At 66.5% G+C, this 15,679-nt stretch carries 10 protein-coding genes; 8 read left to right on the forward strand and 2 right to left on the reverse strand.

All coding sequences use genetic code 11. The annotated features are described in order from the left end of the window. Positions 1-938 precede the first annotated feature (938 nt). Positions 939-2,171 carry an ABC transporter substrate-binding protein gene (locus tag ACQR03_RS21555; protein WP_315717056.1) on the reverse strand — a complete coding sequence of 411 codons (1,233 nt, stop codon included), beginning with the start codon at positions 2,169-2,171 and terminating at the stop codon, positions 939-941. 269 nt (positions 2,172-2,440) lie between these two features. On the opposite strand from ACQR03_RS21555, the gene ACQR03_RS21560 reads away from it, so the two are divergent. From ACQR03_RS21560 to ACQR03_RS21575, 4 genes are all read left to right on the forward strand, one after another. Further along, complete coding sequence (locus ACQR03_RS21560) at positions 2,441-3,580, forward strand: acyl-CoA dehydrogenase family protein (RefSeq protein ID WP_315717057.1); 1,140 nt, start codon at positions 2,441-2,443, stop codon at positions 3,578-3,580. A 214-nt stretch (positions 3,581-3,794) separates the two neighbouring features. Continuing rightward, on the forward strand, positions 3,795-4,964 hold the full coding sequence (locus ACQR03_RS21565) for an acyl-CoA dehydrogenase family protein (RefSeq protein WP_434841857.1): 1,170 nt from the start codon (positions 3,795-3,797) through the stop codon (positions 4,962-4,964). Further along, complete coding sequence (locus tag ACQR03_RS21570) at positions 4,964-5,620, forward strand: glutathione S-transferase family protein (protein WP_434841858.1); 657 nt, start codon at positions 4,964-4,966, stop codon at positions 5,618-5,620. The genes ACQR03_RS21565 and ACQR03_RS21570 overlap by 1 nt, the downstream gene beginning before the upstream one ends. Positions 5,621-5,797: 177 nt before the next feature. Further along, a complete protein-coding gene (locus tag ACQR03_RS21575; protein ID WP_315827916.1) occupies positions 5,798-6,589 on the forward strand; it encodes a helix-turn-helix domain-containing protein in 792 nt (263 codons plus the stop codon). Here ACQR03_RS21575 and ACQR03_RS21580 read toward each other — a convergent pair. Continuing rightward, a complete protein-coding gene (locus tag ACQR03_RS21580; RefSeq protein WP_434841859.1) occupies positions 6,559-9,141 on the reverse strand; it encodes a cation-translocating P-type ATPase in 2,583 nt (860 codons plus the stop codon). The two genes, ACQR03_RS21575 and ACQR03_RS21580, sit on opposite strands and share 31 nt — an antisense overlap. Positions 9,142-9,327: 186 nt before the next feature. Between ACQR03_RS21580 and ACQR03_RS21585 the strand changes: the two genes are divergently transcribed. The 4 genes from ACQR03_RS21585 to ACQR03_RS21600 all read left to right on the forward strand — a co-directional run bounded on the left by ACQR03_RS21585 (position 9,328) and on the right by ACQR03_RS21600 (position 15,638). Continuing rightward, positions 9,328-10,194: a 3-keto-5-aminohexanoate cleavage protein gene (locus ACQR03_RS21585; RefSeq protein WP_434841860.1), complete on the forward strand. Its 867-nt coding sequence runs from the start codon at positions 9,328-9,330 to the stop codon at positions 10,192-10,194. 118 nt (positions 10,195-10,312) lie between these two features. Then, positions 10,313-11,908, forward strand: a complete 1,596-nt coding sequence (locus ACQR03_RS21590) for an AMP-binding protein (protein WP_434841861.1) — start codon at positions 10,313-10,315, stop codon at positions 11,906-11,908. A 140-nt stretch (positions 11,909-12,048) separates the two neighbouring features. Beyond that, the gene (locus tag ACQR03_RS21595) at positions 12,049-13,665 is read left to right on the forward strand and encodes an acyl-CoA carboxylase subunit beta (protein ID WP_434841862.1); all 1,617 of its coding nucleotides are present in this window, start codon (positions 12,049-12,051) and stop codon (positions 13,663-13,665) included. A 17-nt stretch (positions 13,666-13,682) separates the two neighbouring features. Further along, positions 13,683-15,638: an acetyl/propionyl/methylcrotonyl-CoA carboxylase subunit alpha gene (locus ACQR03_RS21600; RefSeq protein ID WP_316186618.1), complete on the forward strand. Its 1,956-nt coding sequence runs from the start codon at positions 13,683-13,685 to the stop codon at positions 15,636-15,638. The last annotated feature ends 41 nt before the right edge of the window (positions 15,639-15,679 follow it).

The following is a 15,679-nucleotide window of genomic DNA, read 5'->3' on the forward strand; positions in this document are numbered from 1 at the left end:
GCCCCTCATGTCTGCTGCGGCGTATAGGTCCCGGATCGGCGCCGCGGCGTGCTGGCGCACGTCACGGCTTGTCCGGGACGACGGGAGGGGAGATCGGATTCACATCTCAAACAGCGCGAACGTTGCGAGCAATTCGGGTCTCAGCAACGCTCGGAAATTGTGAAAGAGGGGCACAAAGATACCGTCTCGCGGCGGGTGACGCCCGAGCTATGCGACCGGTTCGTCCCTCCTGAAAGTGCAGAGGGCGCAGGGAATGCCGGGTGAAGGCCTCACCCATGGCCCGCCTGCGAAAAGAATGCAGGCGGCAGGTACCACAGGCAAAGCCGAGCACGCCGGCATTCCCTGCGCGATGGGTTGAACGCTTATACGCAGTCTCCCTGGTGCGCCGGCTTGTTGGCCACCATGGCGACAATGCGCTTGCGCGCATTGCGCTGGACACCAGCTTCGGGGTGTCAGGACGCTGCGACTTCACGTCCGCGAGCGATCGTTCGTCCGCGCCCTCGTGAGAAGACGCTGCGATCTCTCGCGGCCACCGCATCCCCGCCTCGCGTGTCGTGACGATCGCGCGCAACGCCCCTCTGCGGTGAGGCGGGATGTCGAGAGATGATCATGGATTCGGAAAAATAGCAATAAGTTTTTGGATGGCAGAATGTTGCGTCACGGGCAGTCTGCTCCCCTCCCCCTTGCGGGGAGGGGTCGGGGGTGGGGGTCCACGAAGACCGCTCGAAGTATTGGGGTGATGAGAAGGAATTGTTCTGGGGGGTGGTTGCGGCGCCGAAATGCGCTGTGCCCTTCACGGCCTTTGGAGTGCGGAGACCCCCACCCCCAACCCCTCCCCGCAAGGGGGAGGGGAGCCGATCGTCGGCGTAGAGAGAGGGGGGCTCAAGCGATGCGGCGCGTCGTTGGACGATTCCGAGTGAGGCGCCGCAGCGACGCTGCTATCCCCCGACGTCCGCGCTGATGATGTCGCCGAACAGGTCCCATTTGCCGCCCTTGAACTGCATCATCTTGAGCTGCTCGATCGGGGCGAAGTCGTTGGGGCCGGTGTTGACCTTGATGCCCGGGATCAGGGTATCCGGCGCGAAGTCCTTGAGGCTGGCGGCCTGCTTCATGACGTTGTCGCGGGTGAGAGTGTCGCCGCACTGTTTCAGGGTCTGCACCATGGTCTGGGCCGCGGCATAGCCATAGGCGAGGTTGGCGTCGGAGATGTTGGCGCCCGGCATGTACTTGTCGATGAAGGCCATGAACTTCTTCATGCCCTCGTCGTCCTTCCACTGGGGGTCCGACGGATCCTTGAGATAGCCGGCGGACAGCACGCCCTCGGACGCCTCGAGGCCGGCCGGCTTCATCACCGCGCCGATCGAGATCGAGACGTCGGTCATCAGATGCATCGGCTTCCATTCCAATTCGGCGATCTTCTTGATCGCCTGCGCCGCGAATTTCGGCGTCGAGATGTTGACGAACACGTCGGCGCCGGTGCCCTTGAGCTTGACGATGTGGGAGTCGATCGACGGCTCGGTGGTCTCGTAGCTCTCCTCGGCGACGATCATGGTCTTGGCCTTGTCGCCGAGCACCTCCTTGATGCCGAGGACGTAGTCCTTGCCGAAATCGTCATTGGCATAGAAGATCGCGATCTTCGCGTTCGGCTTCTCCTTGAGGATGTACTTGGCGAAGATCCGCGCCTCGACGCGGTAGCTCGGCTGGAAGCCCATGGTCCAGGGGAATTCCTTCGGGTCGTTCCATTTGCTGGCGCCGGTGGCGAGGAACAGCTGCGGCACCTTCTTGGCGTTGTGATATTTCTGCACGGCGGTCTGGGTCGGCGTGCCCAGCGCGTTGAACACCAGGAACACCTCGTCGCTCTCGATCAGCTTGCGCACCTGCTCGACCGTCTTCGGCGGGCTGTAGCCGTCGTCATAGGAAATGAAGTTGATCCGGCGGCCGTTGATGCCGCCCTGATCGTTGATCATCTTGAAATAGGCCTCCTCGGTCTTGCCGATGATGCCGTAGGCCGAGGCCGGGCCGCTATAGGCCTCGACGTTGCCGATCCTGATCTCGGTGTCGGTGGCGCCGGTGTCGTATTTCTTTTGCGCAAGCGCGCTCTGGCTCGCCAGTACGGAAAAGGCGGCCGCGGCCGCGAATGAGAGCAGTGTCCTGGTCGTCATCGGCAACATTCCCTGGGCTTCCTCTGGTTGAATTTTCGTGATTCTTGTTCTTGTTCTTGGCTTGCGGCGATGGCGACCATGGAAGGCCGCTCACGGCAACGAGTGGGCAGATGTGTGCAATGCACTGTCTTGCGTCCAGGCGCTGGCCCCGGGAGGCCGGCCGGGCCGACCGGGCGCGCCGCAGGTGATTTTGCCGGTCAGCCACTCCACGCAAGTTGATGCGGGCGTTTCCGGCGCATCTTCGGAAGCGCACGAAGCAGGATGCTCCCGGCACCGCCATGACGAAAAGCCCGTTCTACACGGCCGAGCACGAGGCCTTCCGCGACGTCATCAAGCGCTTCGTCGACAAGGAGATCGCGCCGTTCGCGAGCGCGTGGGACGAGGCCGGAGAATTTCCGCGCGCGCTATATCTGAAGGCGGCGGAGATCGGCCTGCTTGGGCTCGGCTTCCCGGAGGAATTCGGCGGCGTGCCGGCCGACCAGTTCATGAAGATCGTGTCGTCGCAGGAACTGGCGCGTGCGGGTGCCGGAGGCATCAGCGCCAGCCTGATGAGCCATACGATCGGCGCGCCGCCGATCGCGCGCGCCGCGCAGCCGCAGGTGAGGGCGCGCGTGCTGCCGGAGATTCTGGCTGGGCGCAAGATCTCGGCGCTGGCGATCACCGAGCCGAGCGGTGGCTCAGACGTTGCCAATCTCAGGACCCGGGCCGTCCGCGACGGCGATCACTATGTCGTCAGCGGCGAGAAGACATTCATCACCTCCGGGATGCGGGCCGACTACATCACGGTCGCGGTGCGCACCGGCGGACCGGGGCCGGCTGGCGTCAGTCTGCTGCTCGTGCCGGGCGACACGCCGGGGCTGACGCGCACCAAGCTCGACAAGATGGGCTGGTGGGCGTCGGACACCGCGACCCTGCATTTCGACGGCTGCCGCGTGCCCGTCGAGAACCTGATCGGAGAGGAGGGGCAGGGCTTCAAGCTGATCATGCACAATTTCAACAGCGAGCGGATGGGCATGGCGGCGAGCTGCACGGCCTACGCCCGTGTCTGCCTCGACGATGCGATTGCCTACGCCAAGGAGCGCCAAACCTTCGGCAAGCCGCTCGCGCAGCACCAGGTCATCCGCCACAAGCTGGTCGACATGGCGCAGCGCGTGGCGGCATCGCAGGCGATGCTGGAAATGCTGGCGTGGCGGCTCGAACAGGGTGACAATCCGGTCGCCGAGATCTGCATGATGAAGAACCAGGCGACGCAGACGATGGCCTACTGCGCCTCCGAAGCCGTGCAGATCTTCGGCGGCGCCGGTTTCATGCGGGGTGTCCGCGTGGAACGGATCTATCGCGAGGTCAAGGTCAACGCCATCGGCGGCGGCACCGAGGAGATCATGAAGGACCTGGCGAGCCGGCAGATGGGATTGTGACGCGTGCCTCCCGCGCGCGTCATTCCGGGGCAGCCCGCAGGGCTGAACCCGGAATCTCGAGGTTGTTGCAACGAACGCAAAGCAATCTCTGGATTCCGGGTTCAAGGCCTGCGGCCTTGCCCCGGAATGACGAGCGTGACTCAGTCAAATGAGACCATATCGAGATTCCCGGTTCGGTCGCTCGCGATCGCTCCGGAATGACAGGGAATGAAACATGCTCTTCTCCGCCGACCACGACGAACCGCGCCGCATCCTGCAGAAGTTCATCGCCGCCGAGATCAATCCTCACGTCGACGAATGGGAGGAAGCCGGCATCTTCCCTGCGCATGAGCTGTTCAAGAAGCTCGGTGACCTCGGCTTTCTCGGCCTCAACAAGCCGGTCGAGTTCGGCGGCCAGGGGCTGGACTATTCCTACGCGCTGATGATGGCGGAAGAGCTCGGCGCCATCAATTGCGGCGCGATCCCGATGGCGATCGGCGTGCAGACCGACATGGCGACGCCGGCGCTGGCGCGGTTCGGCTCCGACGAGGTGCGCAAGGAGTTCCTGGCGCCCGCGATCTCCGGCGACTACGTCGCCTGCATCGGCGTCTCCGAGCCCGGCGCGGGCTCCGATGTCGCCTCGATCAAGACCCAGGCGCGCGGCGATGGCGACGACTACGTCATCAATGGCGGCAAGATGTGGATCACCAACGGCACCCAGGCCGATTTCATCTGCCTGCTCGCCAACACCAGCGACGGACCTGTCCATCGCAACAAGTCGCTGATCTGCGTGCCGATGAAGAGCAAGGGCGTGCAGGTCGCGCGCAAGCTCGACAAGATGGGCATGCGCTCGTCGGATACCGCGCAGATCTTCTTCGACAACGTCCGGGTGCCCAAGCGCAACCGCATCGGCGAGGAGGGGCAGGGTTTTACCTATCAGATGATGCAGTTCCAGGAGGAGCGACTGTGGGCGGGCGCCGCCTGCCTGAAGGCGCATGAGTCCATCATCAACGCGACCATCGAGTACACGCGCAACCGCAAGGCCTTCGGTCGCTCGATCCTCGACAACCAGGTCGTCCATTTCAAGCTCGCGGAAATGCAGACCGAGGTCGAGCTGCTGCGCGCGCTGACCTACCAGGCCGCGGAGGCGCTGATCGCCGGCGAGGACGTGACGCGGCTCGCGACCATGGTGAAGCTCAAGACCGGCCGGCTCGGCCGCGAGCTCACCGACGCCTGCCTGCAATATTGGGGCGGCATGGGCTTCATGAACGAGACCCCGGTCAGCCGCGCCTATCGCGATTCGCGCCTGAGCTCGATCGGCGGCGGCGCCGACGAGGTGATGTTGACCATTCTGTGCAAGATGATGGGGACCTTGCCCGGCACCGGCAAAGCGGGGAACGCCTGATGATCACGCTGTATCATTGCGACGGCGCGCGTTCGTTCCGCCCGCTGTGGATGCTGGAAGAGCTTCGACTTAACTACGAGTTGAAGATGCTGCCGTTCCCGCCGCGGGTGCTGGCGAAGGAGTATCTGGCGATCAATCCGCTCGGCACGATCCCGTTCATGATCGACGGCGAGACGAAAATGACGGAGTCCTCGGGCATCTGCCATTATCTCGGCATCAAGCACGGCCCGACGCCGCTGATGGTCGGGCCTGAGGAAAAGGACTACGGCGCGTTCCTGAACTGGATGTATTTCTCCGACGCCACGCTGACGTTCCCGCAGACGCTGGTATTGCGATACACTCAGCTCGAGCCGGAGGAGCGTCGCTCGCCGCAGGTCGCCACGGATTATGCCAAGTGGTTCCTGGGACGGCTGCGCGCCGTGGAGGCAGCGACCGCGAATGCCGAGTTCTTGTGCGCGGGTCGTTTCACCGCGGCCGACATCGTGATCGGCTATGCATTGCGTCTCGCAGACACGCTTGGGCTCGCCAAGGATTTTGCGCCGAATGTGGCTGCCTATTGGGTGCGATTGCAGCAGCGCGAGGGCTATCAGCGGGCACGCGCCGCCGAGCAGCGTGCGGGCGTGGAGCAGGGCATCGAGCCGCGGGTAAGGCCGTAGCTTTGGGCACGTCATTCCGGGGCGATGCTCATGCGCGCCCCGGAATGACGATCATCTCGGATCGGTGAGTTAACCGCGACAAAAATCGGCAATCGTCGCCGATGACAGGGGCGCGAATTGCGCTATGGTTCTTCTCCAAAGAAGCGGCCGACAGAGCCGCGCCTCAGGAGGAAGACCATGGATGTGACCCGCCGGGACTCCGGCCATCTCATGCTGATCACGCCCGAGCGCGTCTTCTACGCCGGGCTGCTCGGCCGTCCGCGCCAGCGCTGCTCGGGCGCGTGCCATATCTACGTCGCGCTCACCGGCAGCCTGCGGCTGATTCCCGACGGCGGCGAGGAGCGTCGCGGCGAGCTGCTGGTCGTGCCGCCCAACAGGCCGCACACGATCGAGAGTGATTATCGGACCGTCATCGTCGTAACGATCGAGCCGGAGAGCGTGCCGATCGGCACCTTGGATCGCTTCGCGAGCAAGGTCACCCGCGAGGCGGAGGCCTATGCCGGCCGCATCCGCGCCGCCTATGAGGAGCTGGTGCAGCGGCCGCTGAGCGGCGACGTCACCAGCGCCGTGTTCGACCGGCTGTGCTTCGGCGAGGTGCTGCCGCAGCGGACGCTCGATCCCCGCGTGGTCAAGGCGATCGGCCTGATCAGCCGCTTCTCCGGCGAGCCGGCCACGGCCGAGAGCTGCGCCGCCGCCGTCGGGCTCTCGACGTCGCGCTTCCTGCATCTGTTCAAGGAGGAGACCGACATCTCCTTCCGCTCGTTCCGCGCCTGGAAGCGCGCGCGGCATCTGCTCAACTACGCCAACCAGGACCTCAACCTGGCGCATCTCGCGCAGGACATCGGTTATCCGGATTCCACGCATTTCAGCCACTCGATCCGCCGCTTCTACGGGCTGAAGCCGCGCGCGATCTTCTCCGGCTCGCGCGATCTCGCGATCTACCGCGCCGGCGAGGTCGCCTTGACCTGACTTTTCCTGGCTGCGTGCCGCGCGAGCGCGGCGCGCAGTGGGAACTTCGACAGTTCGAGCAGGATCAGCGTGGTCAGCGCGGCTGTCGCGGTCAGGGCGAGATCGTCGGCGTGCAGCGGTCCGAACCGGAACAGCGCCGCGGCGGCGGGCAGCGTCAGGCTGGTCGCGAGCACGGCGACGACGAAGCCGATCACCAGCAGCAACATGCGGTTCGGCCGCAGCAGCGCCTCGCGCAGCGAGCTCGAGAACGAGCGGTTGACGAAGATCAGGCTGACGATCACCGACACCAGGGTGAAGAACACCAGCGCGCGGAGCTCGTCGTCCGGCATGCCGTTGCGGTGTGCCAGCAGCAGGACGCCACCCGTGGTGAGCATCGCCAGGATGCCCTGCAGCGCCCCCCACAGCACCAGCGGCCGCGGCAGCAATGGCTCCTGCGGATCGCGCGGCGGCCGCCGCATGATGTCGCTTTCCTCGGTCTCGGCCTCGAACACGAGCGAACAGACGGGATCGATGATCATCTCGAGAAAGGCGATGTGCACGGGTCCGAGCAGCAGCGGCAGGCCCGTGACGAGCGGCAGCAGCGCCAGCCCGGCGATCGGAAAGTGCACGGCGAGGATGAAGCTCATCGCCTTGCGCAGATTGTCGTAGATGCGCCGTCCGAGCCGGATCGCCTTGACGATCGAGCCGAAATCATCGTCGAGCAGCACGATCGCCGAGGCCTCGCGCGCGACGTCGGTGCCGCGGCCGCCCATCGCGATGCCGATATGCGCGGCCTTGAGCGACGGCGCATCATTGACGCCGTCGCCGGTCATCGCGACGATCTCGCCGTCGGCCTTGAGCGCGGTGACGATGCGCAGCTTCTGCTCCGGCATGATGCGCGCGAACGCCGTCGGCGCGCGCGCCGCAAGCGCCAGGGCGTCGTCGTCGAGATCAGCAAGCTCGGGGCCCGCGATGACGCGCTCGGGATCGATCCCGGCCTGCCGCGCAATGGCGGTGGCCGTCGCGGGATAGTCGCCGGTGATCATGATGACGCGGACGCCGGCGGAGCGGCACTCGGCGACGGCATCCTTCACCTCCGGACGCAGCGGGTCGGCGAAGCCGACGAGACCGCGGAACGAGAACGCGAAGTCCTGCTGTGTGTCGGGGAGCGCCTCGCCGCTCCAGCTCGCCTGGGCGACGCCGAGCACGCGCAGGCCCTCGGCGGCGAGCGTCTCGACGCGCGCCTGCAGCGCCGCCAGCTCGTCGCCATCGACGCCGCAGAGCGATGCGATCGCTTCCGGCGCGCCCTTGGCCGCCACGACACCGGCGCCGTCGCGCGACCAGACGTTGGTCATCGCCAGCAGGTCGGGGCGCAGACCGTAGCGCCGCTGCAACGTGGCGCCCGCGGTGGCGTCGGCGCCGAGCGCGTGCAGCGCCTTCTCCATCGGATCATGCGACTGCGGGTCGCAGGCGAGCACGGCGGTGGCGACGAGATCGCGGAAGGGCGGTGCGATGGCTTCCGGCGTCGCCGTCGCAGGCTGCAGCGCGCCGCCGTCCGGCAGCACCAGCCTGGCCACCATCATGCGGTTTTGCGTCAGCGTGCCGGTCTTGTCGGAGCACAGCACGGTGGCGGCGCCGAGCGATTCGATCGCCGAAGCGCGCCGCGTCAGCACCCGCGCCTGCGAGATGCGCCAGGCGCCCATCGCCAGGAACACCGTCAGCACCACCGGGAATTCCTCCGGGAGCATCGACATGCCCAGCGCGATGCCGGCGAGGATTCCCTCCAGCCAGCCGCCGCGATACACCGCATAGAGCACGACCGTGATCGCAACCACGATGGCGCCGCCGATCGCGAACGCCACCACCAGGCGCCGGGTCTGCTGCCGCAACCGCGGCGTCTCGGTCTCCAGGGCGCTCACCGACTGGCCGATCCTGCCGATCGCCGTGTGCGGCCCGGTCGCCATCACCTCGGCAATGCCGCCGCCGCGGACGACGAGACTGCCGGAGAACACGAAGGGCTGGTCGTCGCCGCCGGCCACGGTTGCCGCGTCCATCGCTTCGCCGGCGGCTGGCCGCTTGCGCACCGGCACGGATTCGCCTGTCAGCAACGATTCATCTGTCAGCAGATCGTCGCATTGCCGCAGCACCGCATCGGCTGCGACGCGATCACCTTCCGCCAGCACGATGAGATCGCCGCGCACCACCTCGCGGCCGGCGATGCGGATGCGCTCGCCGTCGCGGATCACCAGGGCGCGCGGGCTTGACAGGTCGCGCAGCGATTCCAGCACGCGCTCGGTCCGCGCCTCCTGCACGATGGTGATGAAGACGGAGGCCGAGGCGAACACGCCGAGCAGCATCGCTTCCGCCGCGTCGCCCAGCGCGAGATAGATGCCGGCGCCGCCCAGCAGCAGGAGAAGCATCGGTTCCTTCAGCACGTCGGCGACGAGGCGCAGGATCGAGCGCGAGCCCGGTTGCGGCAGCTCGTTGAAGCCTTCCGTCCGCAGCCGGCGCGCTGCCTCCGCCGCGCTCAAGCCATTGGGAAACATCGGCGCAGGTTGTGGGTCGATCGACATTGCACGCCCGTGAGGAGAAGCCGGAACCGCTTAGCGCCGTTTCCGGCCGCGGACTTGATGCAAAGCAATATCCGGTTGCGCCGCATGTCACCAGCGAGTCAACGCAAGCAGATCCCGGCGTGCGGCCGTCATATACGGATCCTGTCAGCACAGCGCCGCCTGCGCGCAGCCCATCGAACGAGTGCCATGAGCGACAAAGCCGTCATCACCTGCGCGCTGAACGGCGTGCTCACCGATCCCAGGCAGCATCATGTGCCGGTCACGCCCGAGGAGATGGCGCGCGAGGCGCGGCGCGCCTATGACGCTGGTGCTGCGATCATGCACATTCATCTGCGCCAGCAGGCGCCGGGCAAGGGGCATCTGCCGTCCTGGGACGTCGACGTCTCCCGCGAGATCCAGCAGGCGATCCGGGAGGCCTGTCCCGGCGTGATCATCAATCACACCTCGGGCGTGTCCGGACCGAACTATCAAGGCGCGCTCGACTGCATCCGGCAAACCCGGCCGGAGATCGCGGCCTGCAATGCCGGCTCGCTGAACTATCTGAAGGTCAAGGCCGACAACAATTGGGCCTGGCCGCCGATGATGTTCGACAACTCGGTCGAGAAGATCCAGGACTATCTCGACGCGATGAAGGACGCGCACACGATCCCGGAATTCGAATGCTTCGATGTCGGCATCGTCCGCTGCGTCGGCATGTATCGCCAGGCCGGCATGTATGACGGCCCGCTCGAATACAACTTCGTGATGGGCGTCGCCTCCGGCATGCCGGCCGATCCCGAGCTGCTGCCGATCCTGCTCAAGCTGAAGCTGCCGGAAGCGCACTGGCAAGTCACGGCGATTGGCCGGGCGGAGATCTGGCCGCTGCACCAGCGCTGCGCCGAGCTCGGCGGCCATCTCCGCACCGGGCTGGAGGACACGTTCTATCTCGCCGACGGCACCAAGGTGACCTCGAACGGCCAGCTGATCGAGGCCATCGCGGCGTGCGCGCGGCGCGCCGGCCGCGAGATCGCAAGCCCGGCCGAGGCGCGGCAGATGTTCGGCACGGTGAACTGACGCAGGCAGACGCCGTCATTGCGAGCGCAGCGACTCAATCCAGAGCTCTGCAAGATGCCCTGGATTGCTGCGTCGTCTTCGGCTCCTCGCAATGACGTGGATGGGAGGGAACAGACCAATGACCAATCTCGACGCCACCGGCGGCGTGTCCGGTCCCGGCCGCATCGGCCGGGTTGCGATCGGCGATCTCCTGAAGCGCGCGGCGCGCCGCTTTCCCGAGCGGGTGGCGATCACCGACGGCGCCCGTCGGGTGACGTTCACCGAGCTCGAGCGCGATGCCAATCGGTTTGCGAACCATCTCGTCGCCAAGGGGCTGAAGCCGGGCGAGAAGATCTCGACCGTCTGCAACAACTCGATCGAGTTCGTCAAAGCGCTGTTCGGCATCCATCGCGCCGGTCTCGTCTGGGTGCCGATCAATACGATGCTCGGGGCCGCCGACATGGATTACATCCTCGGCCATGCCGAGGTCCGCTTCGCGCTCATAGATGACAATCTGTTTGCGCAGCCGGAGCGGCGGGCGGCGCTGGAACAGCGCGGCGTCGAGCTGGTCGCCGTCGATCTCACCGGGACGGCGAGGACCGCGGGGCTTGCCAGCTTCACCGACCTCATCCAGGGGCATTCGGACGTCGAGCCCGAGATCGAGATCAACGATCGCGATCTCGCGATGATCATCTACACGTCGGGCACGACGTCGCGGCCGAAGGGCGCGATGCACTGTCACCTTGCCGTGGTGATGGCTGCCATGAGCAACTGCATCGAGATGCAGCTCTCGCGCGACGACGGGATCACCGGGCAGTTCCCGCTGTTCCACTGTGCCGGTCACGTGCTGCTGCTCAGCTATCTCTCGGTCGGCGGCCGCATGGCGGTGATGCGCGGCTTCGACCCGGTCGCCTGCATGGAGGCGATCGTACGCGATCGGCTGACCGTGTTCGTCGGTCTGCCGCTGATGTACCAAGCCATCCTCGATCATCCGCGGCGGAAGGAGTTCGATCTTTCGCATCTGCGCACCTGCCTCTACACCATGGCGCCGATGGGCCGGCCGCTGCTGGAGCGCGCGATCAAGGAGCTGTGTCCGAACTTCGCGCTGACCAGCGGTCAGACCGAGATGTATCCGGCGACGACGATGTCGCGGCCCGAGGTCCAGCTCGACCGCTTCGGCAACTACTGGGGCGAGTCGCTGTTCGTCAACGAGACCGCCATCATGGACGATGCCGGAAATCTGCTGCCGCCCGGCGAGATCGGCGAGCTGGTGCATCGCGGGCCCAACGTGATGCTGGGCTACTACAAGGATCCGAAATCGACCGAGGACGCCCGCAAGTTCGGCTGGCACCACACCGGCGACCTCGCGGTCATCGACAAGGGCGAGGTGCTGTTCCTCGATCGCAAGAAGGACATGATCAAGTCCGGCGGCGAGAACGTCGCCTCGGTCAAGATCGAGGAGACCCTGCTGGCGCATCCGGCGGTGCAGAATGCCGCCGTCGTCGGCCTGCCGCATCCGCAATGGGGCGAGGCCGTCTCGGCCTTCGTCAAGCTCAAGCCCGGCGCGCAGGCCAGTGAGACCGAGCTGCTCGAGCACTGCCGCAAGTCGCTTGGCGGCTTCCAGGTGCCGAAGCTGGTGCGGGTGCTCGAGGAGATGCCGATGACGGCTACCGGCAAGCTGCGCAAGGTCGAGCTGCGCCAGGCCTATGGCGAGCATTTCGCGAAGAGCGCGTGAGCCGTATCAACGACTTCCGCCGTCATTCCGGGATGGCCCGAAGGGCCAGGCCCGGAATCCATAACCACCATCGGGAGTATGGATTCCGGGCTCGCGCTCCGCGCGCCCCGGAATGACGGCCAAAAGAGAGAACCTCGTTCGTGGCAGTGATCGACAACACCATCTCTCCCGCCGGCGCGGCCTTCCAGGCCAACCGTGACGGCATGCTCGACCTGATCGCTCGGATGCGCGATCTGGAGGCGCGCACGCGCAATGCCTCGGCGGCGGCAAAGGAGCGCTTCCATCAGCGCGGCCAGTTGTTGCCGCGCGAGCGCGTCGCCTTGGTGCTCGATCCCGGCGCGCCGTTCCTGGAGCTATCGACGCTTGCCGGCTACATGTTCGATACGCCGGACCCGGCCAAGAGTGTGCCGGGCGGCGGCGTCGTCGCCGGCATCGGCTTCGTGTCCGGCGTGCGCTGCATGGTCTCGGCGAACGACGCCGGCATCGATGCCGGCGCGCTGCAGCCTTACGGCCTCGACAAGACCCTGCGCGTGCAGGAGCTGGCGCTGGAGAACAAGCTGCCCTACGTGCAACTGGTCGAGAGTGCCGGTGCCAACCTGCTGCGCTACCGCGTCGAGGATTTCGTCCGCGGCGGCAACATCTTTCGCAACCTGGCGCGGCTATCGGCGGCGGGCCTCCCGGTCGTCACCGTGACGCATGGTTCGTCGACCGCGGGCGGCGCCTATCAGACCGGATTGTCCGACTACATCGTGATGGTGCGCGGGCGCACCCGTGCCTTCCTCGCCGGGCCGCCGCTGTTGAAGGCCGCGACCGGCGAGATCGCCACCGAGGAGGAGCTCGGCGGCGCCGAGATGCACACCTCGATCTCCGGGCTCGGCGACTATCTCGCCGAGGACGATCGCGACGCGCTGCGCATCGCGCGCGAGATCATGGGCAAGCTCAACTGGGACCGGCCGTCGCGGGAGTCGTCGCCGGTACAGCCGCCGCGCTACGATCAGGAGGAGCTGCTCGGCATCATGGCGCTCGACCACAAGCGCCCCGTCGACATGCGCCAGGTCATTGCGCGCATCGTCGACGACAGTGACTTCGTCGAGATGGCGCCGAACTACGGGCCTGCGACGGTGTGCGGCCATGCCCGCATCGAGGGCCAGGCGATCGGCATCGTCACCAACAATGGCCCGCTCGATCCGGCGGGCGCCAACAAGGCGACGCACTTCATCCAGGCCTGCTGCCAGACGCGCACACCGATCCTGTATCTCAACAACACCACCGGCTACATGGTCGGCCGCGCCTATGAGGAGGCCGGCATGATCAAACACGGCTCCAAGATGATCCAGGCGGTGACGTCGGCGACCGTGCCGCAGATCACGATCTATTGCGGGGCCTCGTTCGGGGCGGGCAATTACGGCATGTGCGGCCGTGGATTCCACCCGCGCTTCTGCTTCTCCTGGCCCAACGCCAAGACCGCCGTGATGGGTGGTGAGCAGGCGGCGGAGACGATGGCGATCGTGACCGAAGCGGCCGCGGCGCGCCGCGGCAAGCCGGTGGAACGCGAGAAGCTCGACGCCATGAAGGCGCAGATCATCGGCGTGTTCGACAGCCAGATGGACGTGTTTGCGACTTCGGCGCGCGTGCTCGACGACGGCGTGATCGATCCGCGCGACACCCGCGCGGTGCTGTCGGAGGTGCTGGCGATCTGCCGCGAGGCGGAGGCGCGGCAGCCGCAGCGCATGCAGTTCTCGGTGTCCAGGCCATGAGCGGAGAGATGACGGGAATGCAACGCAGGCCGTTCCACAAGGTGCTGATCGCCAACCGCGGCGAGATTGGCTTGCGGATCATGCGCACCGCGCGCCGGCTCGGCTACGGCGTGGTCGCAGTCTATTCCGATGCAGATTTTGAGGCGCCGCATGTCCGGCTCGCCGATCAGGCGGTCCGCATCGGCGCGCCGCCGCCGGCACAGTCCTATCTCAACATCGCAGCGATCATCGCCGCCGCAAAGGCGACGGGCGCGGATGCCGTGCATCCCGGTTATGGCTTCCTCGCCGAGAACGAGGATTTTGCGCAAGCGTGCAAGGAGGCCGGTCTGGTGTTCATCGGGCCATCGCCCGAGGCGATCAAGGCGATGGGCAACAAGGCCGGCGCCAAGGTGATCATGAGTTGCGCCGGTGTGCCCTGCGTACCCGGCTATCAGGGGGAGGACCAGGGCGACGACGCGATGCTGCGCGAGGCGCGCCGCATTGGTTTCCCGGTAATGATCAAGGCCGTCGCCGGTGGCGGCGGCCGCGGCATGCGGCTCGTGACAGACGCCGGCGCGTTCCCCGATTTGCTGCACAGTGCGCGCTCCGAAGCGGCCGCCGCGTTTGGTGACGGCACCGTCATCCTGGAGAAGGCGATCGCCAATCCGCGCCACATCGAGATCCAGGTGTTCGGCGATCGGCACGGCAATGCCATCCATCTCGGCGAGCGCGACTGTTCGGTGCAGCGCCGGCACCAGAAGCTGATCGAGGAGGCGCCGTCGCCCGCGGTCGGACCGGAGCTGCGCGCGCGCATGGGCGCCGTGGCGGTGCAGGCGGTGAAGGCGCTCGGCTATGAGGGCGCGGGCACCCTGGAATTCCTGCTCGACGGCGACGGGCAATTCTACTTCATGGAGATGAACACGCGGTTGCAGGTCGAGCATCCCGTGACAGAGGCACTGACGGGACTCGATCTCGTCGAATGGCAATTGCGCATCGCCGCGGGCGAGCCCCTGCCGTTGCGCCAGGAGCAGATCAGCTTCTCGGGTCACGCGATCGAGGTGCGACTGTGCTCCGAGGATGCGGCGCACGACTTCATGCCGCAGTCCGGGCGGATGACGCTGTGGCAGATGCCCGGGACGATCCGGGTCGAGCATGCGCTGGAGTCCGGCGCGGACATCCCGCCCCATTACGATTCGATGATCGCCAAGCTGATCAGCCATGCTGCGACTCGTGAGGAGGCGCGTGCAAGACTGATCGCCGGATTGGAGCAGGCCATTGCCTTGGGCGTCCCGACCAACCGGGCCTTCCTCATGTCCTGCCTGCGGCATCCGGCCTTCTCCGCGGGCAAGGCGACCACCGCATTCATCGCGGCGCATCGTGACGAGCTGCGCGCGCCGGCGGTCGAAGCGGCAGACCTCGCGCTGGGTGCGTTGCTGCTCTCCGTCAGCCATCCGCTCGCGCATCCCGTCCGCGGCGGCCGCTCGCTCGCGGCAGCCTTCGCGACGCCGCTCCGGTTCGAGATCGCCGGTGAGGTGGCCGAGTGCGAGCTGCTGCGCGAGCGTGACGGAATCTATCGCGTGACGCGTGGCGATGCAGAGCATCGCTTCGAGATCGTGTCGCTCACGGATGATGCGATCCGCGTTCGTCACGCCGAGATCGTCGAGAGCGCGCGCTTCGTCCGCGACAACGATCGGCTGTTCGTCCAGCATCGCGACCAGACGCTGGCGCTGCGCGACGTGACGTTGGCGAGGCCGCAATCCTCAGCCGCTGGCGGCGGTGATGGCAGGGTTCGCGCGGCGTTGAATGGTCGTGTGGTCGCGGTGCTGGTGAAGCCGGGCGACAGCGTGGCCGTGGGACAGCCGGTGGTGACGCTCGAGGCGATGAAGATGGAGCACGTCCACACCGCCGGCATCGCCGGAACGGTGACCGCGATCGAGGTCGCCGAGGGCGACCAGGTGACGACGGGGCGGATCGTGGCGGAGATCGCGGCCTGACCGTCGGCAGGTGGGCGTGAGTTGCCTGCGTGCGTCCTTTC

The sequence above is a fragment of the Bradyrhizobium sp. HKCCYLS3070 genome (assembly GCF_051167575.1).
In the GTDB taxonomy this organism is placed as follows: Bacteria; Pseudomonadota; Alphaproteobacteria; order Rhizobiales; family Xanthobacteraceae; genus Bradyrhizobium.

Excerpts from the sequence above, each read along its gene's own strand:
- ACQR03_RS21555 (WP_315717056.1), bottom strand. The coding sequence starts at position 2,171 with ATGTTGCCGATGACGACCAGGACACTGCTCTCATTCGCGGCCGCGGCC.
- ACQR03_RS21560 (WP_315717057.1), top strand. The coding sequence starts at position 2,441 with ATGACGAAAAGCCCGTTCTACACGGCCGAGCACGAGGCCTTCCGCGAC.
- ACQR03_RS21565 (WP_434841857.1), top strand. The coding sequence starts at position 3,795 with ATGCTCTTCTCCGCCGACCACGACGAACCGCGCCGCATCCTGCAGAAG.
- ACQR03_RS21570 (WP_434841858.1), top strand. The coding sequence starts at position 4,964 with ATGATCACGCTGTATCATTGCGACGGCGCGCGTTCGTTCCGCCCGCTG.
- ACQR03_RS21575 (WP_315827916.1), top strand. The coding sequence starts at position 5,798 with ATGGATGTGACCCGCCGGGACTCCGGCCATCTCATGCTGATCACGCCC.
- ACQR03_RS21580 (WP_434841859.1), bottom strand. The coding sequence starts at position 9,141 with ATGTCGATCGACCCACAACCTGCGCCGATGTTTCCCAATGGCTTGAGC.
- ACQR03_RS21585 (WP_434841860.1), top strand. The coding sequence starts at position 9,328 with ATGAGCGACAAAGCCGTCATCACCTGCGCGCTGAACGGCGTGCTCACC.
- ACQR03_RS21590 (WP_434841861.1), top strand. The coding sequence starts at position 10,313 with ATGACCAATCTCGACGCCACCGGCGGCGTGTCCGGTCCCGGCCGCATC.
- ACQR03_RS21600 (WP_316186618.1), top strand. The coding sequence starts at position 13,683 with ATGCAACGCAGGCCGTTCCACAAGGTGCTGATCGCCAACCGCGGCGAG.